Origin of the sequence: Nocardioides sp. Kera G14 (assembly GCF_020715565.1) — a bacterium.
GTDB lineage: Bacteria > Actinomycetota > Actinomycetes > Propionibacteriales > Nocardioidaceae > Nocardioides.
In genome coordinates, this window is record NZ_CP085839.1 from 2,002,909 (window position 1) to 2,028,491 (window position 25,583).

The following is a 25,583-nucleotide window of genomic DNA, read 5'->3' on the forward strand; positions in this document are numbered from 1 at the left end:
CTTGTCCCCTACGGCGACAAGATCTGGTCGAGTTGTCCAGTAGCAGACACCTGAACACAGGTGTCTCATGTGAGACCCCTCGACCCCCGCACGACAAGCGGACCCCCGACCCGAGGAATGGGCCGGGGGTCGCTGTCATTGGGGGTGCGGTCAGACCTTCATGGCCAAGCGGCGCTGGCGATCCTCCAGAAGGTCAGGGATCTGCTCCGCATCAATCGCACAGCACTCCGCTAGCGGCTTGCCGGACTGGCAGAAGCGGCAGGGGTCGCTACCTGCGTCGCAGCACTGGATCCAAGGCCGTTCGCTCCCACAGTCACAGGGTGCGACCTGTGCGAGCGGGTGCGCTGTGCCGTTCACGAGTTCGAGGAAGTCCGGGCCGTCGTCCCCATAGTCGAGGAGCTTGACGTTCTGGAGTTGACCCTCTGGTTCAAGGATGGTGAGGAAGGCGCGACCGCCCACGATGACCTTGCAGAAGTCCTGCTGCGCCCGAGTGACCCGGATTTGCTGAGCAAGTCTGGTGAACTCGTGAAGCGAAGTCGGGGCGGTCGGTTCCGGCTGGATCGCCCACAGGTCGAACAGCTCGTCCGCGCCCTCAATCATCTTGGTGAACTCACGGAGGTCGGCCAGCTCTCTGGGACCCGGCCTCATCTGCCAAGGCGTGGGGACCATCCAGAGGTCACCGAGCTCGAACGGCTCGAAGTAGTCGCTCGAGGCGAACCCGTAGCCTACGAACCGTCCAGCCGTGGTGGAGTATCCGACGAGAAGCACGGTGCTGGGCTCAAGCCACGCGCCAGGACCGTCGGTGGGCAGGTCGCTGCTGATTGTGTCCCAGACCTGCCCGAAGTAATCGGGAGCCGCTGCTACCAGGTCGTCGTAGGTCTCCGACGCGGCAGCGGCCTCCCTTATCGCCGCCTTGACGAGTGCCCCGAACCCCGAATCGCCCTGCGTGACGATCGCGGCGCTCAAGTGGGGCAGCACGTCGACCTTCGAGGTCTGCCTGATCAACTCCACCCACTTGCTGTAGGACGCCGTATCTGTCATCACGAATGCCCGGTCTTCGGCACAGGCGATGACAACCATCGTCATCGGACCAACTCCTTCAGGGACGGGACAGGAGACGACGTTCGGGTTCGGACTGCTCCGCCGGCGGCAAGCCGGTAGGCGTCCTTGGCCATAGCCCCACTGTCGATCGCATCTATGGACCCACTGTTGAGCGCGTCCATGAAGGGCGTGCCATAGCGGGCGACCGCTGCGGCTCTCATGACGTACTCACCGTTCGAGAGGTACGCCGGGATGCTGTCGGACGTGGCGGTGCCCGGGCCGACGATGTAGCCGCCCGCGGCGTGCTGCCCGCGCTTGTTCAGGGCGTTGACCTGGTTGACGTAGTACGTCGTCTGCAGCGTCTCGGGCAGGGACCGCATCTCGGCCTTGATCGACCGAAGTGCCTGTAGTGCCGGGTCGACGTTGACCGTGATCGTCTTCGGCGGCACGGCCATGCTGACGTAGTCGCTGATCGCTGACTGTCCGGAACGCCATGCCCGGTTGGCCCGCTTGATCTCCTTCTCCGAGGCGCCCGCAAGCTGCTGCAGCCGCATCGCGCCCTCAGGACCAGCGGCCTCGAGTGAGGCGATCAGGCCTTCATCGAGGCCCTTCCTAGCGGCGGTCTCACAGTTCTTCGTGAAGTCGCGCAGCGCCGAGGCCTGCTCGCGCATCTGGTCGATCCAGCTCGAGAGCGACACCTTGGAGTCGTTGAGCGAGTCGCCCAGCCCGACGAACCCGGTTGCGGTCGCGGTCGCCGCATCCTTCGCCGCGGCGAGGGCGTCGGCCTGTGCCGACAGGTCCCCGGTTGTCCCCGTCACGGCTGCGCTCGTGGTGGTGGCGGATGTGCTCGTGCCGTCGAGTGCCTTCTGGTACTCGGGGAACTTGGATGTGACGTCCTTCAGTGACACGCCCTGACGCTCGGCCGCGTCGGCGATCTCCTTGAACTGATCGGCGGCCTTCTTAGCGTTGCCGCTCTGCACGAGCGCGGCAAGGCTGGCATCCGCATTGGTGACCGGGTCCGTGTCGCCCAGGTGGTCGGGGTTGTAGCCGATGACGCTGAGTGGATTGGTCCACCTGCTGCGGTCGCCGTTCTTGAGGCTGTCGACGATCGTGCCCGTGTCGCCTGCGAGCTTGTCGAACCCGGTTGAGAGAGCGATGCCAGCACCGATCGCGGCGCCACCGATCGCGAGGCCCTTGAGCGCGGTCCCGAGCCGCTGGGTCGTGAGGAGCGTGGCCTCCTCGGAGACACCCAGGCCGATCATCGCGGTCCGCATCGTCGCAATCCCGCTGATCGTCTTCGACGTGAACCACAACCCGCCGCCGAACACGGCCGTCAGCCCAAGAGCCGCCAGTGCGGTCTCCTGCATCGGGTTGGGGATCTTCTGCAGCGCGTTGACGGCCTCCGTAGCGCCCTGCACGAGCGCACGGAGAGGCGACTGGGCACCTTCGCCGGCACCGATGAATGCGGTCTCCAGCGAGCCCTTGAACCGCTCGAGGTCGCCGATCAGGTTGTCGGTGTTCAGGGCGGCAGTCTCGGCCGCATAGCCCTGGTCGTTGACCTTGTCGATCCACGACTGGATTCCCGTCGCGCCCTGCTCGTAGAGGACCGAAGCAGCGCGCACGGCGTCAGAGCCGAAGATGGTCTTCAGCGTCGCGTTGCGCTGCTCGGCCGACATCCCGGAGAGCTTCTCCTGCAGGACGCCTGCGTACTTGGCGAGTCCGATGAAGTTGCCTTGCTGGTCGTAGGCCTTGATCCCGAGCTGGTCCATGAGTTTCGCAGCCTGGCTGGACGTCGGGGTCAGAGACTGGAGGGCCGTCTTCATGCTCGTACCGGCATCACTGCCCTCGAGCCCGGCGCTGGCGAAGGCAGCGAGCGCCCCTGTCGTCTCTTCGATCGAGAGGCCCGTCTGGGCCGCGACCAGGCCCGACTGGTTGAGCGCCATCGCGAGATCCGAGACTGAACCGTTCGCCTTGCCCGCACCGGCTGCGAGCAGGTCCGCGATGTGCGGGACGTCCTTGCCTGCCAGCTTGAACTGCGTCATGGCAGACGCGGCGTCCTCAGCGGCCTCTCCGACGTCGAGTGAGCCTGCCGCAGCGAGCGACAGCGCACCAGACAGGCCACCTCCGAGGATGTCCTTAGTCGAGATGCCCGCCTTCGCTAGGTCCTCGATCGCACCGGCGGCCTCGGTAGCGGAGTACGAGGTAGCCGCTCCGGCGTCGAGGGCGGCCTGCTTGAGTGCGTCCATGTTGCCCGCGGTCTCATGGGTAGCGGCCTTGACGTGGCTCATCGCCTGCTCGAAATTCGCTGCGGCACCAATGACCACGCCGAAGCCAGCGGCGGCGACGATGCCCATCTTCCCGGCCGTGTCTGCTACCCCGCTGAGACTCGCACGCATCTGGCGACCCTGAGCGTCGAGCGCGTTGAGGCGGTTCGAGTACTCGTTGACCGAGCGGCTTGCGGCGGTCAGGCCGGCGGTGAGGTTGGTGAACGATCCCTTGAAGACGTACTCCACGGTTCTACTGGTCATCGGTCGATCCCTTCATGTCGTTGTACACAGCGGCACCGAGCTCGGCCAGGCTCAGCCAGACGGCGGCCATCTCTGGCTGGCCCGCGTCCTGGGCGGTCTTGATCGCGTGGGGCATCCCGACGAAGCAGAGTCCGTAGATGCCGCCGGGGGTGTTGTTCTCGAGGTCGACGAAAGCCTCGAGCAGGCGCCGCTGGGCAGTCGCGGTAGTCGTGGTCGGGTTGGTGGTCGTCATGACGTCTTCTTCCTGTCGTAGGTGGCATAGGTGCCGCGTGGGGTGCCTCGGCGTTGGGGTCGCCGGCCGAACCTGTCGGGCAGGCGAAGGGCGCCGATCAGCTTCTTCAGCCCGTCTGCCGTGGCGTTGTGCACCTTGCTGATGTCATCGATCCGCAGCTCGAGCCCGGCGATCTGGCGGGGCGTCTCGGAGGCGAGCCAGTCGCACCGATCCTTGGCCCGACAGGCCTCGGTCAGGATGGCCAGCTCGGCCGCGCTGAGGTCGTTCTTGCTCGTGACCTCCCGCCAAAGGGCGGTGCCGCCGTCCTGCAGGCCCGTGGGAACTTTCAGGGGTCCGCGCTGCGAGTCACCTTCCCCGCGGTCCATGGCTGGGCGCTCGGCGATCCCCCTCCCATCCCCCTCAGCGCTCTGACGTGCTCCGGTCGCGGTCGTCATGACCCAAGTCCCAAGGCTCGGCAGGCCTGATCCGTCGCCCGCATCGCCAACAGTTGACCAGACCTTCGGTGACCACGCGGCGCGGAGTCGCTGGTGTTCCGCGCCGCACCTTCATGCCCATGTCGGACTCCTGCCGCGCTCATCCGCGCACCGTCGCGATAGCGCGGAACCCGGCGTGCATGACCGTCTCGTGCCGCGTCGTCTTCTCGGGCGTCGCTGCGATCAGTTGCAGGCGCTCGAGGGGGGTGTTCAGTCGGAGCGTGAGGCCGAACCGGACCAGCGCGTGCCAGTCGTTGTTGGGCCAGTCGAACGCGGCCTGTGCGTCGACCCGCTTCCAGTGGTCGCCGTCGTAGTTGGAGACCACGGCGTCGGCGTCGGGCTGCAGGCCGTAGAGCGGCGCCAGCGCCCGACAGATGGCGTTGAGGGTGTCGGAGGCGTCCCGGATCGCAGTCCACGCTGCAGCGGCCTGTGCACCACGGGAGAGCACGGCGGCGGGGTCCTCGTCGGGATCGAAAGCCTCGGCGTTGGTGCGGACGATGTCGGCGGCCTTGTCGAAGGTCGGGCGAAGGCGGCCGACGATGTCGTCACCCTCTGCGCGAACCTCTGCCATCCCTCGGGAGCAGGCGGCCTCGACCATCTGTCCAGCGATGTTGATCCGGTTCTGGCGCTCCATGTCGCGCCGCACTCGGGCTGCGATCGCCTCATCAGCACTCTCAACGCTCACGCTGTCGATCTCGTCTTCAATCGTGGCGGGCGTCTGGCGGTCCTGCTCGGCGATGTCGCGGAGCTTGGCGACCAGGTCGAGCCAGTGCTGCACGGTCTTGCTGGGCTTGATTCCGAGAGCAGCGAGGCTGGAGACGGTCGGGGCGAAGGTGGTCGTTGCGGGGATCATCGTGGTGCTCCTTGTCAGAGATTGGTGAAGTCGTCGGAGGTGGCAGCGGTGCCACCGATTCGGTTGAGCAGTGCGGACTCGAGGGCGTCGCTGTTCAGGGCCATCGAGTCCGCAGGCGTGGGTTCTGGTGGCTCGTAGCCGAAGGTCCCGTGCATCTGGCAGCGGGGAACGGCTTTGCCCTCCATCGCGGCTCGCAGTGCGTTCTCGGGCGTCGGGCAGACGCACTCAGGCAGGTCGGTCATTAGGTCTCCTTGTCGTTCGGGTCAGGTGAGCCGCTCATCAGCACGACCACTTCGGGCTTCGGTCGTGGTGACCAGCGACACCAGGACAGGTGAGGGACGCGGGTCCGGCCGTCGATGTAGTAGGTCTGCGTTCCGCAGGTGGGACACCTGTGGTTGGTCGCGCTCATCAGGAGACCTCCTGTTCCTCGGTGGGTTGAGTGAGGAGAAGAAGAGAAGGGCCTGAGCGTGAAACGACACGGTCTGACCGTTCCTTTGTGGGTGAAACGACAGGGTCAAACCGTTCCTTTTGACCCCGGACGACACGGTTCTGTCGTTCCTTTCGCGCGGCGTGACGCCGGCATGGGGCATGCGGATTGCCCATCCGGTAGGCCACCGCGGCGGGCGGGACGATCAGGCACAGCGCCTTGGAGTCGGGCATCAACGTGCCCTTGCCGATCGCGAGGTCGATCGCCTCGCGGACACGCTGGCGGGCGGCAGGGAGCCATACCCCGTCAACCTCATCCCCCAGGACCGCTGCGAGCTCGCCCTGCCCGTAGGTGGCGTGCCCGTTGGCCTGATGGGTGGCATAGGCGGAGAAGGTCACCCGGAGCCATCGGGGAAAGGTGTCCTTCGTCGACCAGTCCTTGAAGGCCGCCCGGTTGAAGAATCCGAAGTCATCGCCATCGAACGGCCGCGCAGGGAACCCGCTCATGTCGCATCACCGCCCAGCAGTTCGAGCTGGTCGGCATCACTGATCACCACGCGCCGGCCCCGAGCCTCAGCCATAGCGATGAGATCCCGCGCCGTCTTGGGCGTCGTCGTCCATGCCTTCCTGATCGTCGACCACATCGGCGCTCGGCCGCGAAGCTCGGTCAACATCTCGCGCGAGCCGTATCCGGAGACCAAGGCGAACGCACGGCCCTCGAAGTGGACCCGCAGCACCTGGCCCTTCACGCGGCCACCTCCTCGGCCTTGACGACCTCGGCAAGTAGCGCAGCCAGAGCGGCCCGGTAGGTCGGGTGGTCGACGTTGGCGGCCTTGTGCCGGTACGCGTCGGCGATCTCAGCCGGGTCGACTTCGTGCCATCCGCCCATCCCGTCAGGGAGGCGACGACGGCCGGGGGCGTAGGCCTCCCACTCTTCGGCACGTCGGATCAGGCACTCATGGTTGGCGCTGATGGCGGCGTCCTGGATCGCACGGCGCACGATCAGCTCGGCGTACTGCTGAAGGCCGCTCATGCCGTAGCCCTCTCGCCGAAGACGGCCAGCCAGCAGACGCGGCCCAGACCGAGCCGGATCGAGGTCTCAGCTCGCAGCGGCCGCCGACACCGGACACAACGGCAGGTGAGGTCCTCGGATGTGTCGGCGGTCAGTGAGATACTGGAGATGTCGTCGTGGTGATCGTTGACATGGAGCGCCGTTCCGTTGCCTGCGGGGCGGCGTTCGTCATTAGTGGCGGTCCTCATGCATCACCCCGCGGGGCGTTGAGCTCGTCGAGGTCACGCGCAGTCAGGTCGCCCATCTTCTGCAGTTGCGTCGTCGACAGGTGGCCGTACTTCTCATCCAAAGCGGCCTCGAACAGCGCCTCCTCGGCCTGCCGGATCTCCACGAGGAGCGAGCCGTCAGGGGCCGCACGGGCGTAGGCGTCGAGGTTGCGCACTCCGGTCTCGGCCCAAGTGCTCAGGACCAGCTCGGCGGCCTCCTCGGACGCACCCAGAGCGCGGAGGCGGTAGATCGCGCGGGCTGCCTGGGCTTCATTGGTGCTGGCGGACGGGACCGCGTGGTGGCCGGTGAACACCGGCGGCGAAGTCACGCCGCACCCCGCCGCGCGGCGCGGGCCTGTGCCGACTTGAGTGCGAGGCGGGTGAAGTGAGCCTTCTTCAGGTGCGCGGCTCGGACTGGGTCGCCGCCGGCCTCGTCGAGGAACCTCTGCTCAAGCGCGGCACGAGCGGGCGCGGTACGCGACGACCTGTTAACGGTGTTGGCCCAGGAGACATGCGCTCCGAGGCGTCCGAGCAGCGAGAGCTCTGAGTCAGTGAGTGGGGAGGACAACGACAGACCCCTTTACGGGAACCTGTCCGTTCGCTCATCTCGGACTGACTACTTCGGCGAAGAACCGCCGAGCGCTGTGCAGGCATAACGCTACCTGCGCCGGCAGATGTAGGGCGCCTCCAACACGCTGAAAGTGTGCGAACCCAGGTAACGAGCCTCGTAGCGGGTGCGGCAGCCAGCACAGTTCACGATCTCCGCCCAGCCCTCGTACCGTCCGCTCTTCGGATCAGTCTCCGGATACGCCCGGGGCGACATCGGCAATCGGCTCGGTCCCGCTCGAAGCTCCGAGATAATGGCGTCGATTTCCTCAGGATGCGTGGAACCATCTGCCGTCGGAAGATCCCGCAACTCTTCGATCTCGTCGGAGATGAGCGCCTCGGCGGTCGGCCGAGACGCTGCGAACCAGACCCACCGCATTCCCTCGACCTCGCACACCTTGGCCAAGATGCGACCGTCGCCCTTCTGGCATCGGACGGCGGCGAGGACGTCGTGCGGATTCTGGCTCAACCAGAGCCCCATGCGCTCGAACATCGGCACCTCAGCCATCTCAGCCTGCTCGCTCACAGCTCCCCCAGGTTGAGCGCCTTGGCCTCTTCGGCGGCGCGGTCCTCGGCGCGGGCCTTCGTGTAGCGCTGGAGCATGTCGGGCCGGGTCCACCCGGCGACGGCCATGAGGCCACCCTCCGAGCCTCCTGCGGCGAGCCAGCGGTGCGCGGCGGTGTGGCGCAGGCGGTGCGGGTGGAAGCCCTCGATCCCGGCTGCGGCGGCGCGCAGTCCGAGGGTCTTGTGAAGGGCGTCGTAGGTGAAGCCCTTGCCGCGGTCCCCGAGCCACAACATCGGGGATTCGGCGAGTCGATGGGTGCGGCGGAGGCGGATGTACCGATCGAGCGCCAGCGCAGCCTCCGGACCGAACGGCACCCGGCGCCCCTTACCGCCCTTGCCTCGGCGCACGATGACTTCGCCGCCCGGGAGGTTGACGTCCTCGAGCGTGATCGCGACGACCTCCCCGGCGCGGGTGCCGGTCTCGATCATGAAGCGGAGGATCGCCTCGTCACGTCTGCGGCGGAAGATCTCCTTGGGGTCGGTGCCCTTGGCGACCTGACAGGCCCGGACGATCGCGCGGAGCTGGTCGGCGGTCAGCGGCTCGATCACCTTCTGGTCGATCTTGGGCGACTTGAGACCGATGAACGGGTCTGCGTCGATCTCGCCCTCGTCGGTGAGCCACGAGGCGAAGCGCCGCACGGCGAGCTGGCGACTGGTGGCCGTGGAAGCCGCGGCGCCCGTGTCGAGCAGGTGGGCGGTCCACGTCGTCAGGCTGACCCGGACCAGCGGCGCGTGGTCGGTGGTCTCGCACCAGTCGAGGTAGAACCGGACGCCGTCGCCGTAGGTCTTCAGGGTCTGCGGCGACTTCCGCTCCGCACGCAGGCTCAGCGCCCAGGACTCGGCTAGGACGCGGGCGTCGGCCACGCTCAGTCCAGCGTCTGCGGCGCTACCGGGTCTCTTCGACACGCTCTCAGGCTAGTCGAATATCTGGCCTAGAAGCGCTGTAGGGGGTAGCGTGTCGCTCGGATTCGGTCCGAATGTGCCTCTGACCTGCGGAGGAACCCTCTGGACCGTGAATCCCTCAGTCGAGGTAGTCGCGCAGGACCTGCGAGCGGCTCGGGTGACGGAGCTTGCTCATCGTCTTCGACTCGATCTGACGGATGCGCTCGCGCGTCACGCCGTAGACCTTGCCGATCTCGTCGAGGGTCTTGGGCTGGCCGTCGGTGAGGCCGAAGCGCATGCTCACGACGCCCGCCTCACGCTCGGAGAGCGTGTCGAGGACGGCGTGGAGCTGCTCCTGCAGGAGGGTGAAGGAGACGGCGTCCGCCGGGACGATCGCCTCGGAGTCCTCGATCAGGTCACCGAACTCACTGTCGCCGTCCTCACCGAGGGGCGTGTGCAACGAGATCGGCTCGCGGCCGTACTTCTGGACCTCGACGACCTTCTCCGGGGTCATGTCGAGCTCCTTGGCCAGCTCCTCCGGGGTGGGCTCGCGCCCGAGGTCCTGGAGCATCTGGCGCTGGACGCGCGCAAGCTTGTTGATGACCTCGACCATGTGCACCGGGATACGGATGGTGCGGGCCTGGTCGGCCATCGCGCGGGTGATGGCCTGACGGATCCACCACGTCGCGTACGTCGAGAACTTGTAGCCCTTGGTGTAGTCGAACTTCTCGACCGCGCGGATCAGGCCGAGGTTGCCCTCCTGGATGAGGTCCAGGAAGAGCATGCCGCGACCGGTGTAGCGCTTCGCGAGGGAGACGACGAGTCGCAGGTTGGCCTCGAGGAGGTGGTTCTTGGCGCGGCGTCCGTCCTCCGCGATCCACTCGAGCTCCTCCTCGATCTTCGCCGACATCTTGCCGCCCTTGGCGAGCTTCTCCTCGGCGAAGAGGCCGGCCTCGATGCGGGTCGCGAGCTCGACCTCGAGCTCGGCGTTGAGCAGCGCGACCTTGCCGATCTGCTTGAGGTAGTCCTTGACGGGGTCGGCGGTCGCACCGGCGACCATGACCTGCTGCTCGGGCTCGTCGGTGTCGTCGGAGGCCGAGACGACGAAGGACGCCTGCTTCTCGTCCTCGACGATCGTCGGGTCGGCGGCGACGTCCTTCTCGAACTGCTCGTCGGGGAGGTCCGGCAGGACCTTCTTACCGTCAGGGCCGATCTTGGGCTCCGGCTCGGTGATCTCGATCTCGACCAGGTCGTCGCCCGCACTGACGTCATCGAGCACGATCTCGTCGCCGGTCGGCGCGTCGGCCGCCTTCTTCGCCGGCTCGGCCTTCTTCGCAGCAGGCTTGTTGACCGGCGCCTTGACGGCCTTCTTCGCGGGCGCCGCGGCAGCGGCACGCGTGCTCACAGCGTTCAGGTCGACGGAGATGCCATGCTCGCTGAGGTGGCCCATCAGGGCCTTCAGGTGGCGCGGCTCGACGGCTGCAGCCTCCGAGGCCTGACGCACCTCCTCGGGCGTGACGCGACCGGTGGGACGACCCTGGTCGATGAGCGACACGACGGCCGGGTGGGAGAGCACCTCAGCAGGGAGCTTGCGCGGGTTCGAGGACACGAACACCTCTCGTGAAAACATGATTCCGGGCGCGGCAAAGGCCGGTGACGTCAAGAGCCGCTCGGACAATCATGCCACGGCCCCAAGGGACTCCTGACCATCGGCGTCGCCCTCAGGCTTTCGCCGCCGCCTTCTGCGCCTTTTTGAACTCGCGCACCTTCTGCAGCGACTCCGGTCCGGTGACGTCGGCGACGGACCGGTGGCCCTCCAACGCATAGTCCCCGACGGCCGTCTCCCAGCCCTCGGGTCGCACGCCCAGCTGCTTGGCCAGCAGCGCCGCGAAGATCTTCGCCTTCTGCGCGCCGAACCCCGGCAGCGCCTGGACACGCTTGACCAGGTCGGCTCCGCTGGTGGCCTCGGTCCACAGTCGGGTGACGTCGCCGTCGTACGTCGTCTCCACCGCTCGGGCCAGCTCCTGGAGTCGGGTCGCCATCGAGCCGCCGTAACGGTGGATGGCCGGCGGCGTACGGCACAGCTCGGAGAACGTCTCGGGATCGGCCGCCGCGATCTTCGCGGGCTCGAGCGTGCCGAACCGCTCCAGCACCTTCGCCGGTCCTCGGAAGGCGTGCTCCATCGGGTACTGCTGATCGAGCATCATCCCGACCAGCAGTGCGAACGGGTCCTCGGAGAGCACCTTGTCAGCAACGGGCTCCTGGGCGATCTGGAAGGTCGGGCTCGACGGCATGGCGTCCATCATCCCGCACCGACGGTCGCGCCGCCTGTGGAGAGCCGGCGTCTCCGTGGGGCGAACTGCGGCAGGCTGCTGCCCATGCCGCCCGGACTCGGCGACACGACGGGGTCGTTCCTGCAGAAGGCGCTGCGCCGTGCCGTCTATGACCTGGCAGTCACGGAGAGCCGTCCCGTCTTTCCGGCCCGTCTGCACGTGGGCATCCCGGGCGGCATGAGCGTGGTGCAGGCGGTGCGGCCGACAGGGACGGACCACGCCCTGCGCACCGACATCGTCGCCGCGATGGTCAGCCGGCTGGCAGGCGTGCAGGTCCCGATGGTCTGGCTGACCCGGCCGGGCGAGCTCGACCCGGTGGAGGACCTGGACCAGGAGTGGCTCGCAGCGACCTGGCAGGCCTTCACCGAACTCGGCCGACCGCTCGTCTTCGTCACCGTCAATCGGCACGGCTGGCACGACCCGCGCAGCGGGGTCGGGCGGCGCTGGGCCCGACTGCGCGACCGCTCCCGAGCCTGACGCCGCGCGCTTCATTCCGCGCCGTCATCCCGCGCGTCATCCGGCGTCAGGCACCTCGTAGGCGTCCCAGTCCTCGATGGGTGGAGTGCCGGTCTCCAGGAGCTCGGCGACGAGGTCGAGGAGCACATGGGAGTCGGCCACCTCGTGACCCCGGTCGATCGCGCACCATGCGATCGAGCCGTGACCCGCCAGCCACGCGAGCATCGCCAGGACGCCGGCCGCGTCCGCGAGCTGGGCCGCCGGCGCCCGTCGCACCACATCGACCCACAGCCACATGTGCTGCTCGGACTCCGGTCGTGGCACCCGCCACCAGGTCATGTTGCGGGCGAGCGGGTCGCTGCTGACGGCCTTCATCACCGCCGCCGCGTCCTCGTCGGAGAGTCGCGTGCCGGTCATCGCGTGGTGCTGCACCAGCGCCCGCAGAGACGCCGGGCGGAGTCGGCGGGCTCGACGGATCAGGCCGGCCACCGCCTCGCTCGCGCGCTCGTCGTGGGCGAGGCGATCGGCGAGCTCACCGCGCGAGCCGGCCGTCACCATGCCGTCCATCACGGCCTGCGCGGCGAAGGGGTGGTCCCCGACGTCGAAGGGCGTGCCTGCGGACTCCGTCGAACCGGGCCGTCCGACGTGGAACCATCGCCCGCCGGTGACCCGGAGCGCGTCGATGACACCGACGCCAGCACGCCTGCAGGCGGAGAGAAGCTCGGCGAAGACGGTCTCGATCACCTCCACCTCGTCGCCGTAGAAGGCGAAGAGGACCGACGTGGCGCGCTGTGCGACCACCGGCTGCAGCAGCCGCTGGACGATCATGGAGGTCACCTCCTCGGGCTCATCGGCCCCGGGCAGGTCGATCCGCGCGTGGAAGCTCCGCGATCCTCCGAAGGTGAGCATCGCGATGGAGTTCTCGGGATGGAAGCCGAGAATGACAGGAATGGCCGCGAGGACGTCCTCGGGGCTCTTGGCGGTCATGCTGGTCATGCGAGGACCCTCCGCGTCGGCGCCCGCAGGACCGGGCCGTCGGCGTACGGGCTGTGGAGGGGCGCTGCCGGAGGACTCGGGCGGGAGGAGCGCCGGGCCGGTCTGTGTCAGGAGTGATGACGGGAGTGAGGCGTCGAGCGGTTAGGTTCTCGCTGTGCGCCCGCACGCCTCCGTCCTCCACCTCGATCTCGACGCGTTCTATGCCTCCGTCGAGCAGCGGGACAAGCCCTCCCTGCGCGGCAAGCCCGTCGTGGTCGGCGGGACGGGCGGACGCGGTGTGGTGGCGACGGCGAGCTACGAGGCGCGGCGGTACGGCGTGCGGTCGGCCATGTCGACCCGCGAGGCCCGATCGCGGTGTCCTCATGCCGCCTTCCTGAGCCCGCGTTTCGAGGCGTACCGCGAGGCGAGTGACCACGTGATGGGGCTGCTGCGCTCGATCAGCCCCTTGGTGGAGCCGTTGTCACTGGACGAGGCGTTCGTGGACCTCGCGGCCGCGACGTCGCCCCTCGACCTGTCGGTGGACGGCGTCACGGCGTTCGCCGCCGACCTGCGGGCACGCGTGACCGAGGTGACCGAGGGGCTCACCGCCAGCGTGGGGATCGGGACGAGCAAGTTCATCGCCAAGGTGGCCAGCGACCTCGACAAGCCCGACGGGCTGGTCGTCATCTCGCCGGGCACCGAACTGGACCTGCTGCGCCCGATGGACGTGCGGGTCATCCCCGGAGTCGGGCCCCAGAGCGCCGAGCGGCTCCGGAGGGCCGGCATCCACACGGTCGCCGAGCTGGAGAGCGTCGGCCAGGAGGAGCTCGTCCGCATCCTCGGCAAGGCGCACGGCAGCGGGCTCTTCCACCTCGCGCGCGCCGAGGACGATCGCCCGGTCGTCGCGGAGCGGGAGGCCAAGTCGGTCAGCGTCGAGGCGACCTACGACAGTGACCTCACCGACCGCACGCTGATGGAGAGCCTCGTGCTGCGGCAGTCCCGCGAGGTGGGTGAGCGGCTACGCAAGCACGGCCTCTCCGGCCGCACGGTCACGCTCAAGGTGCGGCTCCACGACTTCACCACGATCAACCGCTCCGCGACCCTCCCCGCTCCGACGGACGCGGCCGCCACGATCGGTCGTCTCGCCCGCACACTGCTCACCGAGCTGATGGAGTCGGGCCAGACCTCTGGCGGCGTGCGGCTCCTCGGAGTGGGCGTGAGCGGCCTGGCGGACTGGATCCAGGAGGACCTCTTCGGGGAGTCGTCCGAGCCGGGCACGGACGACGAGCCGGTCGCGGAGGAGCCGGTGGTCGACGTACCCCTGCGGCGGCGGGAGGGCTTCTGGCCCGGCATGGACGTGGTGCATGCCGAGAGGGGGCGCGGCTGGGTGTGGGGCTCGGGTCGGGGCGTGGTGACCGTGCGCTTCGAGACCGCCGGGACGGCGCCGGGGCCGGTGCGCTCCTATGCGATCGACGACCCGCACCTCAGCCGTTACGAGTGGCCACGTCGCGAAACCGAACCTGCTCCCCCGGCCTGAGCTGCGCGCACTGCCACAGGTCGTCGGGGTGGACGACTCCGATGACCGGATAGCCACCCGTGGGCGGGTGGTCGGCGAGGAAGACGATCGGCCGACCGTCCGGCGGCACCTGGACCGCCCCGAGCACCATGCCCTCGCTCGGCAGCTCACCCTCCCGGAGCCTCGCCAGCGGCGGCCCGTCGAGACGCATTCCCACCCGATCGGATGCGGCGCGGACCGTCCAGGTCCTGTCGGCCGGCGACTCGGCGAACCACGCGGCCTGCGGTCCGTTCATGAGCCGAATCCGCTCGACACGCCGGGCCGGCGGCGTGTCGAGCGGATTCGGCTGCAGGCCCTGCCACTCCCCCAGCGGCAGGCGGGCACCGGCCTGAACGCGTGCCGGCCCGACCCAGGCCAGCGTGTCGGTCGAACGGGATCCCAGCACGGGCGCCACGTGAATCCCACCTGAGATCGCCAGATACGTCCGTACGCCGACGACCGGCCGCCCCACCGAGAGCACCGTGCCCTGCGGCCACCAGAACGCCGCCGCGTGCGCCACGGCAGCTCGGTGAGCGCGAGCCGGACGAGACGGCCCTCCGACGGTCCGCGACAGGGCGGTCTCGTCGGTCTGGGCGCCGGTCAGCGCCGCCCACCGAGCCGGTCCGGCGTTGAGGGCCGCCAACCCGCCCATCGTGATCTCGAGGATCGCCGCGTCCGGGTCGTTTCCGACCAGCCGGTTGGCCAGTGCGGCGGCTGGCGCGTCGAGTGCCCCGGCACGGGGGACGCCCAGGTGAGCGAACCCGACCCGACCGCGGTCCTGCACGAGGGTCAGGGCCCCCGCGTCGAGGATCTCGAGCTCACCCATGGACGCTGAACCTCACCCGCGTGCCCGGCGCAAGCACGGCGGGTGTCTCGGAGTCCGGATCCCACAGCGTCGCGTCGGTGTGGCCGAGCAGCAGCCAGCCACCGGGCGAGGCGACGGGGTAGACCCCGCACCACTCCCCCGCCATCGCGACGGATCCCGCGGGCACCCGCACCCTCGGCTCGGTCAGGCGCGGCACCTGGAGCTCCGGCGGCAGGCCGGTCAGATAGGCGAAACCCGGCGCGAAGCCGCAGAACGCTGACGTGAAGGTCAGCGCCGTGTGCCGCGCGACGACCTCCTCGACCGAGCACCGCCACAGGTCGGCGACCCGGGTCAGGTCCTCGCCGTCGTACGTCGTCGGCAGCTCGACCATGCGACCGGCCGCCGCTTCAGAAAGCAGAGAGGTCACCAGTCGCGGAAGCATCCCGATCAGCGCCGCCGGATCCTCGACGCCGTCCAGCAGCACCGTGCGAGCCCCCGGCACGACCTCGTCGACCTCGAGCGCGGACCGGCGGATCACCGCGGCGAGGTCCAACGCCTCAGCCGGTGACCCGACTTCGACCCGCACGGCTCGCAGCCCGACGACCGAGGCCTTCACAGCCCGACCAGCTCCCACCCGGCACCCTCGAGAGCCGCGCGCACGGCACGGGCGTGGGCGACGGCGCCGGGCGAGTCCCCGTGGAGGCAGAGCGACCGCACACCGGCAGCAAGGGACAGGGCGCTGGCGACGATCGACGCCTCCTCGGTCACCAGCGCCCCGGGTCGGTCACGGGGTCGAAGCTGGTCGCCGTCGTACGCCCGGTCGGGGAAGCCCTCGAGCAGCACCTGCCTCCCGGCAGTAGCAGCCTGCGAAAGGAGCGCCCCCGGCATGCCCAGCACCGGCAGCGCGCCGGAGCCTGCGAGCACCGCAGCCGCCTGAGCAGGATCACGGCGCGTCCGGTGATAGAGCGCGCCGTGCGGCTTGACGTAGCGCACGGTCGTCCCAGCCTCAGCAGCGCAGGCGGAGAGCAGCCCGACCTGCTCGGCGACCTGCTCCTCCAACACCGAGGGCGCCACGTCCAGCTCGACCCGCCCGAAGTTGGCGCGGTCGACATAGGAGACCTGCGCACCCACGGAGACCCCGCGCTCGGAAGCGACAGCACAGACCTCGCGCATGATCGCCAGGGACCCCGCATGCCCACCACAGGCGACATTGGCCGACGTGACGAGGGAGAGCAGTGCGGCGTCGTCGGTGACCTCCTCGCCGAGGTCGGCGTTGAGGTCCACCAGTCCCGGCTCGGCGCTCACGACCCAAAGATAGGGTCACCGGCATGCAGCCCCCCGTCGTGCCCGCCCGTCCCGAGTCGAAGATCCACCACGGCCACATCCGCATCGACGACTACGAGTGGCTGCGCGACAAGGAGAACCCGGAGGTCATCTCCTACCTTGAGCAGAACAACGCCTTCACCGACGAGCGCACGGCCCACCTCGCCGCCCTGCGCCAGGCACTCTTCGACGAGATCAGGTCCCGCACGCTCGAGACCGACCTCTCCCTCCCCACGCGACGACGCGGCTACTGGTACTACGGCCGCAGCTTCGAGGGAAGGGAGTACGGCGCCTCCTGCCGCGTCCCGGTCAGCGACCCGGACGACTGGACGCCGCCGACGCCCGACACCACCGTCGCTGCGGACCAGCCAGCCCTGCCCGGCGAGGAGGTCCTGCTCGACCTCGACCAGCTCGCCGACGGCCACGACTTCTTCAGCCTCGGCGGCTCGGCCGTCTCCCCCTCGACCGGCCTGCTGGCCTGGGCCGTCGACGTCGTCGGTGACGAGCGCTACACGATCCGGGTCAAGGACCTCGCCTCCGGTGAGGAGCTGCCCGACGTCATCACCGGCGCCCTCGGCGGTGCCACGTGGGACCGTGACGGTGAGTCGTTCTTCTACTCCACCGTCGACGAGTCGTGGCGCCCGGACAAGATCTGGCGCCACCGCCTGGGCACCGAGCAGTCAGACGACGAGCTGGTCTTCCATGAGCCCGACGAGCGCTTCTGGACCGGCCTCGGCCGCACGCGCACCGACCGCTTCCTGATGATCGAGTCGGGCGCCAAGATCACGACGGAGGTCCGCTTCCTGGACCTCGACGATCCCGAGAGCGGCTGGCAGGTCTTCGCACCGCGCGAGGAGGGGGTCGAGTACAGCCTCGAGCACGCGGTCCTGGCCGGCGAGGACGTCTTCCTCGTGCACCACAACGCCACCGGCCCGGACTTCGAGATCGGTGTGGCTCCCATCGCGCCCACCCCGAAGGAGGAGTGGCGTCCGTTGATCGCGTACGACGCCGACGTACGCCTCGAGGGGGTGGATGCGTTCGCGACGCATCTCGTGGTCCACCAGCGCAGCGGCGGCCTGACCCAGCTGCGCATCCTCGACCTCGGCCCGACGGGCGTCATCGACGACTACCTCGTGAAGTTCGACGACGAGCTCTATACGATCGGCGCCGGCGGCAACCCGGACTTCCGCCAGCCGACGGTGCGCCTCGGTTACACGACGATGCGCACGCCGAGCTCGGTCTACGACTACGACGTGGCCTCACGCACCCTCACCCTGCGCAAGCAGCAGCCCGTACTCCCTTTGAACGGCACTGCCTACGACGCGAATGACTACGAGGAGCACCGCCTCTGGGCCACCGCCCCGGACGGTGAGCGGGTGCCGATCTCGATCGTGGTTCGGAAGGACGCCCGCAGCCAGGGCGCCCCCGTGCCCGTCCACCTCTACGCCTACGGCTCCTATGAGCACTCCCTCGACCCGGCCTTCTCGATCGCGCGGCTCTCGGTCCTGGACCGCGGTGCCGCCTTCGCGATCGCGCACATCCGTGGCGGCGGCGAGCTCGGCCGTCGTTGGTACGACGACGGCAAGCTGCTCCGCAAGCGCAACACCTTCACCGACTTCATCGCCGTCGCCCAGCACCTGGTCGACACCGGCTGGACGGAGGCAGGCCGCATCGTCGCCGAGGGCGGCAGCGCCGGCGGACTCCTGATGGGCGCGGTTGCCAACCTCGCTCCGGAGGGACTCGTCGGCGGGATCGTGGCGAGCGTGCCGTTCGTCGACAACCTCACCACGATGCTCGACGCGACCCTCCCCCTCACCGTGATCGAGTACGACGAGTGGGGCAACCCCGAGGCCGACGCCGCGACCTACGAGTACATCGCCTCCTACGCCCCCTACGACAACGTCACCGCGAGGACCTATCCCCCGATCCTCGCCGAGACCTCGCTCAACGACACCCGGGTCCTCTACGTCGAGCCCGCGAAGTGGGTCGCGCGGCTGCGTGCCGTCGCCGGCGCCGACGTACTCCTGCGGACCGAGATGGCGGCCGGGCACGGCGGTGTGTCGGGGCGCTACAAGGGCTGGCACGACCGGGCCTTCTCGCTCGCGTGGATCCTCGACCGCCTCGGCTTGGCCTGAGAGTTCTCTGAGATTCGCGGGTCCGGGAAACCTCATCGGCATTCCGCGCGTCTAACCCTTCGAGTGACACGCATAGAACGGGAATCCACCGGTTACTAGGCGTGTTGAGTCCACGCAGGCGAAAACCTGCAGCGAAGGAGGGTCTTATGGCAACCCGTACCGCCACCCGCGAGATCGAGGGCCGCGACAGCGTCGGCCTCTACCTGGATGAGATCTCGCGTACCGATCTTCTCGACGCCGCCAAGGAGGTCGAGCTGTCCAAGGCCATCGAGGCGGGGCTGATGGCGAAGAGCCTCCTCGACGCCGGCAAGGTCGGAGGCAAGGCGCCCGGCCGGGCCACGCGCGCTGAGCTCGAGTGGCTGGTCGAGGAGGGTGAGCGGGCGACACGCCAGTTCATCAACGCCAACCTCCGGCTCGTGGTGTCGATCGCGCGCAAGTACGGCCGCGCGCAGATGCCGATGCTCGACCTGATCCAGGAGGGCAACACCGGCCTCATCCGGGCGGTCGAGAAGTTCGACTACACCAAGGGCTACAAGTTCTCGACGTACGCGACCTGGTGGGTGCGCCAGGCGATCACCCGCGGCATCGCGCAACAGGCCCGGGTCGTGCGTCTCCCCGTCCACGTGGTCGAGGAGCTCAACCAGATCGGCGGCGCGCGCCGTGCGCTCGAGCGCAAGCTCGGCCGCGACCCGGAGCCGCAGGAGATCGCCGACGAGCTCGGCCTGGACGTCGACCGCGTCCTCGACCTGATGAGCTGGGGTCGCGAGCACATCAGCCTCGACGCCCCTGTGGACGACGACGGTGACACCTCGCTCGGCGACCTGATGGCCCTGGAGTCTGCTCCCGGTCCCGACCTCGAGATGCTCGACGGCGAGTCGAAGGAGCTGCTCAACGAGCTCGTCGGCCAGCTCGACGAGCGTGCCGCCGACATCATCCGCTCGCGCTACGGACTCACCGACGGACGCCAGCACAAGCTCGCCGACATCGGGCAGAAGCACGGCATCAGCGCCGAGCGCGTGCGCCAGCTCGAGCGCGAGGCCCTGCAGAAGCTGCGCCGCCTGGGCGATCCCGAGATCGCCGCCTGATCTGCTCAGCGCTCCCTGAGCTGCTCGAAGACCTCCGTGACACGTTCGCGGAGGTCTTCGACATTTCCGGTGTTCTCGATGACGTACGTCGCCGCCGCAAGTCGCTCCTCGCGGGCCAGTTGGGCCGCGATGCGGGCCTCGGCGTCGTCGCGGCTCATGCTGCGGTCGCGGATCATCCGCTCGACCTGGGTCTCGCGAGGGACGTCCACGACGATGACCGCGTCGAAGGTCGACTGCTGGCCGGTCTCCACGAGCAGCGGGATGTCGTGCACCACCAGGGCATCGGGGGCGGCGGTGTCCACGAGCTCCTGCGCTCGAGCGCCGATGAGCGGCCAGGTGATCCCCTCGAGGACCTGGCGCTGCACCGGATCGGCGAAGACGATCGCGCCGAGGGCCGGGCGGTCCAGCGAGCCGTCCGCGGCGATGACGCGGGGGCCGAAGGCGTCCGCGATCGCAGCGAGCCCCGGGCTGCCCGGCGCCACGACCTCGCGCGCGATCAGGTCGGAGTCGATGATCACCGCGCCCAGTTCGGCGAGCATCGCCGAGACGGTCGACTTGCCCGAGGCGATCCCGCCGGTGAGTCCTACACGCATGCGCCGCACGCTATCGCTCGGGGGTCGTCACCAAAGCGTCACCGTGACCCTTTGCGGCGTCGGTGACCTTTCGAACGGTCACCGACACCGCGAACGGTCACGGTGACCGTTTGCAGACGGGTGACGTCAGGTCAGTCGCTGTCCGCGAGCTCGACCAGGCTGCCGAGGATCCGGGCGAGGTCCGCCCTGTCACGGGCAGGGAGGCGACCGACCAACCGGTCGAACTCCCGGGTCCGTGCCCGCGCGATGTCGTCGTGGATCCGCCGGCCCTCATCGGTCAGCGCGACGATCGTGGCCCGCCTGTCGGTCGGGTCCGACTCCCGCTGGACGAGACCCCGCGTCTCGAGGGCATCGACGACCTCGGTGACGGACCGGGGCACCACGTGGAGTCGGTCCGCGAGCGCTGAGAGACGGAGGCCGCCGTCCTCGTCGTGCGCGGCGTGGGCGATCGTGCGCAGCGCACGCGCTTGGGCCGGGGTGACGTCGTACTCCTCAAGAGCCGCGGACGCGCCCCGCCGCAGCGCGCGTGCTGCGAGCATGAGCAGGTCGCCTGCAGACTCCTGCGCATGAGCGTGGCCTGACATGGGAATGATCCTATCCGATCCCGTGTTAGCCTCATAGTGAGCCAACCTCAGTAACGGCTCGTCACAGAAGGGACGGTGAGGCCCATGAGCGACTTCCACGCCAACGGACACCCGCGTACCACTCCGCCCCGCTCGGCCCCCGCCGGTCAGGGCGGACATGGCGGCCGCGACGGCCGGGACCCGAGCAATCGCAAGCTCGACCAGGCCCAGCTCGAGGAGCACCCGGTCCAGCTGCGCCGGATCGGCCGGCTCTTCCGCGCTCACCGCGCGGCCCTCGTCACCGTGATCGCACTGATCACCGCCAGCTCCGTCATCAGCCTCGCCCAGCCGTTCCTGGTCAAGCACGTCATCGACGTCGCCCTCCCCCAGCAGGACGTCAGCCTGCTGGTCTGGTCCGTGATCGGCATGGTCGCCGTCGCGGTCGCCTCCGCCGGGCTCGGCGTACTCCAGACCCTCATCTCGACCCGCATCGGCCAGCAGGTCATGCACCGCCTCCGCAGCGACCTCTTCGCGCACCTTCAGCGGCAGAGCGTCGACTTCTTCACCCGCACCCGCGGCGGCGAGGTGCAGTCCCGGATCGTCAATGACATCGGCTCGATGCAGTCCGTCGTCACCTCCACGGCCACCGCCGTCGCCGCCAACGTCACCGTCGTCATCGGCACCGTCGTCGCCATGCTCGCCCTCGACTGGCGCCTCGCCCTCATCTCCCTCGTCGTCCTGCCGCCGGCGGTCATCACGACCCGCCAGGTGGCGCGCACCCGCTACAAGATCACCAACGAGCGGCAGCGGAAGTTCGCCGATCTGCACGTCCAGGTCGAGGAGGGCCTCTCGGTCAGCGGCATCCTGCTGGCCAAGACCCTCGGCGCCGCCCCGATCCTCAGCAACCGCTTCGAGGAGACCTCGCACGAGCTCGTCGACCTCGAGATCCGCAGCCAGCTCGCCGGCCGCTGGCGGATGGCGACCATGCAGGTGATCTTCGCCGCCGTGCCCGCCGTCCTCTACCTCGCCGCCGGGCTGCCCATCACCCGTGACGGCGTCACCATCGGCACCCTGGTCGCCTTCGTCTCCCTGCAGGGCTCGCTCTTCCGCCCGCTCATGGGGCTGCTCAACGTCGGTGTCGACGTCACCTCGTCACTCGCCCTCTTCAGCCGCATCTTCGAGTTCCTCGACCTCCCCGTCGAGATCGACGACCCCGTCACTCCCGTCGAGCTGGGCCAGGCGCGCGGAGAGATCCGCTTCGACCACGTCACCTTCGGGTACGACGCCGCCAAGCCCGTCCTGCACGACATCACGCTCGACGTCCCGGCCGGCACGTCCCTCGCCCTGGTCGGCGCGACCGGCTCGGGCAAGACCACGCTCGCCGGCATGGTCGCCCGCCTCCACGACCCCGACTCCGGGCGGCTGACGCTCGACGGCGTCGACCTGCGCGACCTCCGCCTCACGGACCTCGCAACAGTCGTCGGTGTCGTCACCCAGGAGACCTACCTGCTCCACGCCAGCGTTCGCGAGAACCTCCGGCACGCCCGTCCGGACGCGACCGACGCCGAGATCGAGGCCGCCGCGAGGGCCGCCCAGATCCACAGCCTCATCGAGTCGCTGCCCGAGGGCTACGACACGATGGTCGGCTCCCGGGGCCACCGCTTCTCCGGTGGCGAGCAGCAGCGTCTGGCCATCGCTCGCACCCTCCTGCGCGACCCGCAGGTCCTCGTCCTCGATGAGGCCACCAGCGCGCTCGACAACACCACCGAGCGTGAGGTGCAGGCCGCCCTGGACGAGCTCGCCCGCGGCCGGACGACCATCACGATCGCCCACCGGCTCTCGACCGTGCGGAACGCCGACCGGATCGCCGTGCTCGACCACGGCCGCGTCGTCGAGACCGGAACGCACGAGGAACTGCTGCTGGCCGGCGGACCCTACGCGCAGCTCGTGCGTGGCGGCCTCGAGCGGAGCATCACGACGCCGTCGTACAGCTGAAGCGACGGCGGTAGGCCTGCGGGCTCAGTCCACGCACACGCGTGAAGTGGTGGCGCAGCGTCGCGGCGTTGCCGAACCCCGCCTCCGAAGCCACCCACTCGACCGGACGGTCGGTCTGCTCAAGCAGCTGCTCGGCCCGCAGGACCCGTTGCGCGGTGATCCAGGCATGGGGCGTCGCGCCGGTCTCGGCGCGGAAGCGCCGCGCGAAGGTCCGCGCCGACATCATCGACCGCGCCGCCAGCCCGGCCACGTCGAGCTCCTCGTCGAGGTGGTCGACGATCCACTCGAGCAACGGCCCGAAGGACTCACTGTCCGGCTCCACGACCGCTCGGGTGATGAACTGCGCCTGGCCGCCGTCGCGCTGCGGCGGCACCACCATCCGACGCGCGATCTGGGCCGCCACGGCCGCTCCGTACTCCTGACGCCAGATGTGCAGACTCGCGTCCAGCCCGGCGGCCGTGCCGGCGCTGGTGACGATCTGGCCGGCGTCCACGTAGAGGACCTCGGGGACCACCTTCGCCTCGGGGTACAGGCGCTGCAGCTTGTCGGTGTACATCCAGTGGGTGGTGCACTCCCGGCCGTCCAGCAGGCCCGTCGCACCGAGGGCGAAGGCCCCCGAGCAGAAGGTCAGCAGGCGCGCACCGCGGTCGTGGGCGGCCCACAGCGCCTCGGCCACGCCGGCGGGCAGCGTGTCCCGATCGGTGTGACCCATCGCCGGGACCACGACGAGGTCGGCCTCGGCCAGGCGACCCAGGTCGTGGGCGACCTCGATCGGGAACCCCACCGAGGTGCGCACCGGGCCGACCGTCGGCGCGCAGACCGCGAACTCCGGAACCGGGATGCCGTCGTTGCTGCGATCGAGCGCGAACGCCTCGCAGGCGACGCCGAACTCGAAGGGGCTGAGGCCGTCCCAGATGACGGTGGCAACGTTGGTGAGCACCCACCCACCCTAGATGGCAGGAATTCGCTGCACAACGGCATCTCTGCCAATGGTGGCCGAATGTCATCGAAGCGAGACTTTCTGCCATGACGCCTGACAAGCACCTCTTCGACCGCCTGATCCACCACGTGAACAAGCCGCGCCCCCGGCCGCGACCCGTCCAGCATCGCCCCGACAGCTACGAGTGGGGCCTCTTCCGCAACGGCAACTTCTGATCCCGAACGCACAACAGCCCCGGCCGGAGCCGGGGCTGTTGTGCGTTGCTGCTCGTGGATCAGTTGCCGGTGAGCTTCTCACGCAGCGCCTGGAGCGCCTCGTCGGAGGCCAGCGAGCCGCCGGTCTCCTCAGCACCCTCGGAGCTGTACGAGGTGGCCTCGCCAGCCTCGGCCTCGGCGGCCTTGGCCTCGGCCTGCTGCTTGACGTGAGCCTCCCAGCGGGCGTGGGCCTGGGCGTACTGCTCCTCCCAGGCGGCCTTCTGGGCCTCGAAGCCCTCGAGCCACTCGCCCGTCTCCGGGTCGAAGCCCTCGGGGTAGATGTAGTTGCCCTGCTCGTCGTACGTCGCCGGCATGCCGTAGAGCGTCGGGTCGAACTCCTCGACGTCCGCAGCGGCGCTGGTCTCGTTGGCCTGCTTGAGCGAGAGGGAGATCCGGCGACGCTCGAGGTCGATGTCGATGATCTTGACCATCGCGTCGTCGTTGACCTGGACGACCTGCTCCGGGATCTCCACGTGACGCTCGGCGAGCTCGGAGATGTGGACGAGGCCCTCGATGCCCTCCTCGACGCGGACGAACGCACCGAACGGGACGAGCTTGGTGACCTTACCCGGGACGATCTGGCCGATCTGGTGGGTCCGGGCGAAGTGCTGCCACGGGTCCTCCTGCGTCGCCTTCAGCGACAGGGAGACACGCTCGCGGTCCATGTCGACGTCGAGGACCTCGACGGTGACCTCGTCGCCGACGGTGACGACCTCGGACGGGTGGTCGATGTGCTTCCAGGAGAGCTCGGACACGTGGACGAGACCGTCGACGCCGCCGAGGTCCACGAACGCACCGAAGTTGACGATCGAGGAGACGACACCCTTGCGGATCTGACCCTTCTGGAGCTGGGTCAGGAAGCCGTGGCGAACCTCGGACTGGGTCTGCTCGAGCCAGGCGCGACGCGAGAGGACCACGTTGTTGCGGTTCTTGTCGAGCTCGATGATCTTCGCCTCGAGCGTCTGGCCGACGTAGGGCTGCAGGTCGCGGACGCGACGCATCTCGACGAGCGAGGCGGGCAGGAAGCCGCGGAGGCCGATGTCGATGATGAGACCGCCCTTGACGACCTCGATGACGGTGCCCTCGACGACGCCGTCCTCCTCCTTGACCTTCTCGATCGTGCCCCAGGCGCGCTCGTACTGAGCGCGCTTCTTGGACAGGATCAGGCGACCCTCCTTGTCCTCCTTCTGGAGGACGAGCGCCTCGACCTCATCGCCCACGGAAACGACCTCGTTGGGGTCGACGTCGTGCTTGATGGAGAGCTCACGGGAGGGGATGACGCCCTCGGTCTTGTAGCCGATGTCGAGGAGGACCTCGTCGCGGTCGACCTTGACGATGGTGCCGGAGACCAGGTCGCCGTCGTTGAAGTACTTGATCGTGGCGTCGATCGCCGCGAGGAAGGCCTCTTCGGAGCCGATGTCGTTGACCGCAACCTGCGGCGCGTCGTAGTCCGGAAGAGCAGAGAGAGTCGTCATGGAGTAGTAGGAACCTTGTTTGTTCGAGTGAGTGCCCCGGCAAGCTGCCGAGATCTGGACGGTCCAGAGTACGTCGGCGCCGACGCACGAGTCCAACTGGCGACCCCATACCCAGAACCCCGCGACGTAACCCCCTCGGGCTCTGGATCGTTCTAGAGGCACCGGGAGGCATCCACCGGCGGTCCACCCGACTGCTCGGCCCTCCTGACACGG

29 protein-coding genes are annotated in these 25,583 nt (G+C 68.9%); 6 read left to right on the forward strand and 23 right to left on the reverse strand.

What is annotated here, in order from left to right; genetic code table 11:
- Positions 1-150 precede the first annotated feature (150 nt).
- The 15 genes from LH076_RS09895 to LH076_RS09965 all read right to left on the reverse strand — a co-directional run bounded on the left by LH076_RS09895 (position 151) and on the right by LH076_RS09965 (position 11,177).
- Positions 151-1,086: a hypothetical protein gene (locus tag LH076_RS09895; protein ID WP_227780523.1), complete on the reverse strand. Its 936-nt coding sequence runs from the start codon at positions 1,084-1,086 to the stop codon at positions 151-153.
- Complete coding sequence (locus LH076_RS09900) at positions 1,083-3,569, reverse strand: phage tail tape measure protein (protein ID WP_227780524.1); 2,487 nt, start codon at positions 3,567-3,569, stop codon at positions 1,083-1,085. Before LH076_RS09900 ends, LH076_RS09895 begins: the two co-directional genes overlap by 4 nt.
- The gene (locus LH076_RS09905; RefSeq protein WP_227780525.1) at positions 3,559-3,801 is read right to left on the reverse strand and encodes a hypothetical protein; all 243 of its coding nucleotides are present in this window, start codon (positions 3,799-3,801) and stop codon (positions 3,559-3,561) included. The genes LH076_RS09900 and LH076_RS09905 overlap by 11 nt, the downstream gene beginning before the upstream one ends.
- Positions 3,798-4,166: a hypothetical protein gene (locus LH076_RS09910; RefSeq protein ID WP_227780526.1), complete on the reverse strand. Its 369-nt coding sequence runs from the start codon at positions 4,164-4,166 to the stop codon at positions 3,798-3,800. The genes LH076_RS09905 and LH076_RS09910 overlap by 4 nt, the downstream gene beginning before the upstream one ends.
- Positions 4,167-4,374: 208 nt before the next feature.
- On the reverse strand, positions 4,375-5,127 hold the full coding sequence (locus tag LH076_RS09915; RefSeq protein ID WP_227780527.1) for a hypothetical protein: 753 nt from the start codon (positions 5,125-5,127) through the stop codon (positions 4,375-4,377).
- 14 nt (positions 5,128-5,141) lie between these two features.
- Positions 5,142-5,369, reverse strand: a complete 228-nt coding sequence (locus tag LH076_RS09920) for a hypothetical protein (protein WP_227780528.1) — start codon at positions 5,367-5,369, stop codon at positions 5,142-5,144.
- Positions 5,370-5,535: 166 nt separating this feature from the next.
- A complete protein-coding gene (locus LH076_RS09925) occupies positions 5,536-6,060 on the reverse strand; it encodes a hypothetical protein (protein ID WP_227780529.1) in 525 nt (174 codons plus the stop codon).
- Complete coding sequence (locus tag LH076_RS09930) at positions 6,057-6,302, reverse strand: hypothetical protein (protein WP_227780530.1); 246 nt, start codon at positions 6,300-6,302, stop codon at positions 6,057-6,059. The genes LH076_RS09925 and LH076_RS09930 overlap by 4 nt, the downstream gene beginning before the upstream one ends.
- Positions 6,299-6,586, reverse strand: a complete 288-nt coding sequence (locus LH076_RS09935; RefSeq protein WP_227780531.1) for a hypothetical protein — start codon at positions 6,584-6,586, stop codon at positions 6,299-6,301. Before LH076_RS09935 ends, LH076_RS09930 begins: the two co-directional genes overlap by 4 nt.
- The gene (locus tag LH076_RS17015; RefSeq protein WP_227780532.1) at positions 6,583-6,813 is read right to left on the reverse strand and encodes a DUF6011 domain-containing protein; all 231 of its coding nucleotides are present in this window, start codon (positions 6,811-6,813) and stop codon (positions 6,583-6,585) included. The genes LH076_RS09935 and LH076_RS17015 overlap by 4 nt, the downstream gene beginning before the upstream one ends.
- Complete coding sequence (locus LH076_RS09945) at positions 6,810-7,160, reverse strand: hypothetical protein (protein WP_227780533.1); 351 nt, start codon at positions 7,158-7,160, stop codon at positions 6,810-6,812. Before LH076_RS09945 ends, LH076_RS17015 begins: the two co-directional genes overlap by 4 nt.
- 329 nt (positions 7,161-7,489) lie before the next feature.
- Positions 7,490-7,963, reverse strand: a complete 474-nt coding sequence (locus LH076_RS09950; protein ID WP_227780534.1) for a hypothetical protein — start codon at positions 7,961-7,963, stop codon at positions 7,490-7,492.
- Positions 7,960-8,907: a tyrosine-type recombinase/integrase gene (locus tag LH076_RS09955; RefSeq protein WP_227780535.1), complete on the reverse strand. Its 948-nt coding sequence runs from the start codon at positions 8,905-8,907 to the stop codon at positions 7,960-7,962. Before LH076_RS09955 ends, LH076_RS09950 begins: the two co-directional genes overlap by 4 nt.
- Positions 8,908-9,022: 115 nt before the next feature.
- Positions 9,023-10,333, reverse strand: a complete 1,311-nt coding sequence (locus LH076_RS09960) for an RNA polymerase sigma factor (RefSeq protein WP_415753339.1) — start codon at positions 10,331-10,333, stop codon at positions 9,023-9,025.
- Positions 10,334-10,604: 271 nt separating this feature from the next.
- On the reverse strand, positions 10,605-11,177 hold the full coding sequence (locus tag LH076_RS09965; RefSeq protein WP_227780537.1) for an HhH-GPD-type base excision DNA repair protein: 573 nt from the start codon (positions 11,175-11,177) through the stop codon (positions 10,605-10,607).
- An 84-nt stretch (positions 11,178-11,261) separates the two neighbouring features.
- Between LH076_RS09965 and LH076_RS09970 the strand changes: the two genes are divergently transcribed.
- Positions 11,262-11,693, forward strand: coding sequence for a hypothetical protein (locus tag LH076_RS09970; RefSeq protein WP_227780538.1), 432 nt, complete (start codon positions 11,262-11,264; stop codon positions 11,691-11,693).
- Positions 11,694-11,729: 36 nt separating this feature from the next.
- Here the strand turns inward: LH076_RS09970 and LH076_RS09975 are convergent, their stop codons facing one another.
- Positions 11,730-12,668, reverse strand: a complete 939-nt coding sequence (locus LH076_RS09975; protein ID WP_227780539.1) for a DUF4192 domain-containing protein — start codon at positions 12,666-12,668, stop codon at positions 11,730-11,732.
- Positions 12,669-12,822: 154 nt separating this feature from the next.
- On the opposite strand from LH076_RS09975, the gene LH076_RS09980 reads away from it, so the two are divergent.
- On the forward strand, positions 12,823-14,184 hold the full coding sequence (locus LH076_RS09980) for a DNA polymerase IV (RefSeq protein WP_227780540.1): 1,362 nt from the start codon (positions 12,823-12,825) through the stop codon (positions 14,182-14,184).
- Here LH076_RS09980 and LH076_RS09985 read toward each other — a convergent pair.
- The 3 genes from LH076_RS09985 to LH076_RS09995 are packed head-to-tail and all read right to left on the reverse strand — an operon-like array spanning position 14,132 to position 16,312.
- On the reverse strand, positions 14,132-15,028 hold the full coding sequence (locus LH076_RS09985) for a biotin-dependent carboxyltransferase family protein (RefSeq protein WP_227780541.1): 897 nt from the start codon (positions 15,026-15,028) through the stop codon (positions 14,132-14,134). The genes LH076_RS09980 and LH076_RS09985 overlap by 53 nt on opposite strands.
- Complete coding sequence (locus LH076_RS09990) at positions 15,021-15,641, reverse strand: 5-oxoprolinase subunit B family protein (RefSeq protein ID WP_227780542.1); 621 nt, start codon at positions 15,639-15,641, stop codon at positions 15,021-15,023. Before LH076_RS09990 ends, LH076_RS09985 begins: the two co-directional genes overlap by 8 nt.
- On the reverse strand, positions 15,620-16,312 hold the full coding sequence (locus tag LH076_RS09995; protein WP_227780543.1) for a 5-oxoprolinase subunit PxpA: 693 nt from the start codon (positions 16,310-16,312) through the stop codon (positions 15,620-15,622). The genes LH076_RS09990 and LH076_RS09995 overlap by 22 nt, the downstream gene beginning before the upstream one ends.
- A gap of 23 nt (positions 16,313-16,335) precedes the next feature.
- On the opposite strand from LH076_RS09995, the gene LH076_RS10000 reads away from it, so the two are divergent.
- Positions 16,336-18,465 carry a S9 family peptidase gene (locus tag LH076_RS10000; RefSeq protein ID WP_227780544.1) on the forward strand — a complete coding sequence of 710 codons (2,130 nt, stop codon included), beginning with the start codon at positions 16,336-16,338 and terminating at the stop codon, positions 18,463-18,465.
- Positions 18,466-18,611: 146 nt separating this feature from the next.
- Positions 18,612-19,550: an RNA polymerase sigma factor RpoD/SigA gene (locus LH076_RS10005; protein ID WP_227780545.1), complete on the forward strand. Its 939-nt coding sequence runs from the start codon at positions 18,612-18,614 to the stop codon at positions 19,548-19,550.
- Between the two features lie 5 nt (positions 19,551-19,555).
- Here the strand turns inward: LH076_RS10005 and coaE are convergent, their stop codons facing one another.
- Positions 19,556-20,143, reverse strand: coding sequence for a dephospho-CoA kinase (coaE, locus tag LH076_RS10010; protein WP_227780546.1), 588 nt, complete (start codon positions 20,141-20,143; stop codon positions 19,556-19,558).
- 131 nt (positions 20,144-20,274) lie between these two features.
- Positions 20,275-20,727 (reverse strand): MarR family winged helix-turn-helix transcriptional regulator, encoded by a 453-nt coding sequence (locus LH076_RS10015; RefSeq protein WP_227780547.1) that lies wholly within the window; start codon positions 20,725-20,727, stop codon positions 20,275-20,277.
- 84 nt (positions 20,728-20,811) lie between these two features.
- On the opposite strand from LH076_RS10015, the gene LH076_RS10020 reads away from it, so the two are divergent.
- Entirely contained in the window at positions 20,812-22,701 is a 1,890-nt protein-coding gene (locus LH076_RS10020; protein WP_227780548.1) for an ABC transporter ATP-binding protein, read from the forward strand.
- Here LH076_RS10020 and LH076_RS10025 read toward each other — a convergent pair.
- Positions 22,679-23,641: a helix-turn-helix domain-containing protein gene (locus LH076_RS10025; protein ID WP_227780549.1), complete on the reverse strand. Its 963-nt coding sequence runs from the start codon at positions 23,639-23,641 to the stop codon at positions 22,679-22,681. The genes LH076_RS10020 and LH076_RS10025 overlap by 23 nt on opposite strands.
- An 86-nt stretch (positions 23,642-23,727) precedes the next feature.
- Between LH076_RS10025 and LH076_RS16940 the strand changes: the two genes are divergently transcribed.
- On the forward strand, positions 23,728-23,856 hold the full coding sequence (locus LH076_RS16940; RefSeq protein ID WP_265333812.1) for a hypothetical protein: 129 nt from the start codon (positions 23,728-23,730) through the stop codon (positions 23,854-23,856).
- A 59-nt stretch (positions 23,857-23,915) separates the two neighbouring features.
- Here the strand turns inward: LH076_RS16940 and rpsA are convergent, their stop codons facing one another.
- Positions 23,916-25,370 (reverse strand): 30S ribosomal protein S1, encoded by a 1,455-nt coding sequence (gene rpsA, locus LH076_RS10030; protein ID WP_227780550.1) that lies wholly within the window; start codon positions 25,368-25,370, stop codon positions 23,916-23,918.
- Between the last annotated feature and the right edge of the window lie 213 nt (positions 25,371-25,583).

Bases quoted from the DNA above. Each gene is read 5' to 3' on its own strand.
- LH076_RS10000 (WP_227780544.1), top strand. From the start codon at position 16,336: ATGCAGCCCCCCGTCGTGCCCGCCCGTCCCGAGTCGAAGATCCACCAC.
- LH076_RS09895 (WP_227780523.1), bottom strand. From the start codon at position 1,086: ATGACGATGGTTGTCATCGCCTGTGCCGAAGACCGGGCATTCGTGATG.
- LH076_RS10015 (WP_227780547.1), bottom strand. From the start codon at position 20,727: ATGTCAGGCCACGCTCATGCGCAGGAGTCTGCAGGCGACCTGCTCATG.
- LH076_RS09900 (WP_227780524.1), bottom strand. From the start codon at position 3,569: ATGACCAGTAGAACCGTGGAGTACGTCTTCAAGGGATCGTTCACCAAC.
- LH076_RS09975 (WP_227780539.1), bottom strand. From the start codon at position 12,668: ATGACCAGCATGACCGCCAAGAGCCCCGAGGACGTCCTCGCGGCCATT.
- LH076_RS17015 (WP_227780532.1), bottom strand. From the start codon at position 6,813: ATGAGGACCGCCACTAATGACGAACGCCGCCCCGCAGGCAACGGAACG.
- LH076_RS16940 (WP_265333812.1), top strand. From the start codon at position 23,728: ATGACGCCTGACAAGCACCTCTTCGACCGCCTGATCCACCACGTGAAC.
- LH076_RS09920 (WP_227780528.1), bottom strand. From the start codon at position 5,369: ATGACCGACCTGCCTGAGTGCGTCTGCCCGACGCCCGAGAACGCACTG.
- LH076_RS09910 (WP_227780526.1), bottom strand. From the start codon at position 4,166: ATGGACCGCGGGGAAGGTGACTCGCAGCGCGGACCCCTGAAAGTTCCC.
- LH076_RS09925 (WP_227780529.1), bottom strand. From the start codon at position 6,060: ATGAGCGGGTTCCCTGCGCGGCCGTTCGATGGCGATGACTTCGGATTC.
- rpsA (WP_227780550.1), bottom strand. From the start codon at position 25,370: ATGACGACTCTCTCTGCTCTTCCGGACTACGACGCGCCGCAGGTTGCG.
- LH076_RS10005 (WP_227780545.1), top strand. From the start codon at position 18,612: ATGGCAACCCGTACCGCCACCCGCGAGATCGAGGGCCGCGACAGCGTC.
- LH076_RS09905 (WP_227780525.1), bottom strand. From the start codon at position 3,801: ATGACGACCACCAACCCGACCACGACTACCGCGACTGCCCAGCGGCGC.
- LH076_RS09970 (WP_227780538.1), top strand. From the start codon at position 11,262: ATGCCGCCCGGACTCGGCGACACGACGGGGTCGTTCCTGCAGAAGGCG.
- LH076_RS09935 (WP_227780531.1), bottom strand. From the start codon at position 6,586: ATGAGCGGCCTTCAGCAGTACGCCGAGCTGATCGTGCGCCGTGCGATC.
- LH076_RS09960 (WP_415753339.1), bottom strand. From the start codon at position 10,333: ATGGGCCACCTCAGCGAGCATGGCATCTCCGTCGACCTGAACGCTGTG.
- coaE (WP_227780546.1), bottom strand. From the start codon at position 20,143: ATGCGTGTAGGACTCACCGGCGGGATCGCCTCGGGCAAGTCGACCGTC.
- LH076_RS09965 (WP_227780537.1), bottom strand. From the start codon at position 11,177: ATGCCGTCGAGCCCGACCTTCCAGATCGCCCAGGAGCCCGTTGCTGAC.
- LH076_RS10020 (WP_227780548.1), top strand. From the start codon at position 20,812: ATGAGCGACTTCCACGCCAACGGACACCCGCGTACCACTCCGCCCCGC.
- LH076_RS09985 (WP_227780541.1), bottom strand. From the start codon at position 15,028: ATGGGTGAGCTCGAGATCCTCGACGCGGGGGCCCTGACCCTCGTGCAG.
- LH076_RS09915 (WP_227780527.1), bottom strand. From the start codon at position 5,127: ATGATCCCCGCAACGACCACCTTCGCCCCGACCGTCTCCAGCCTCGCT.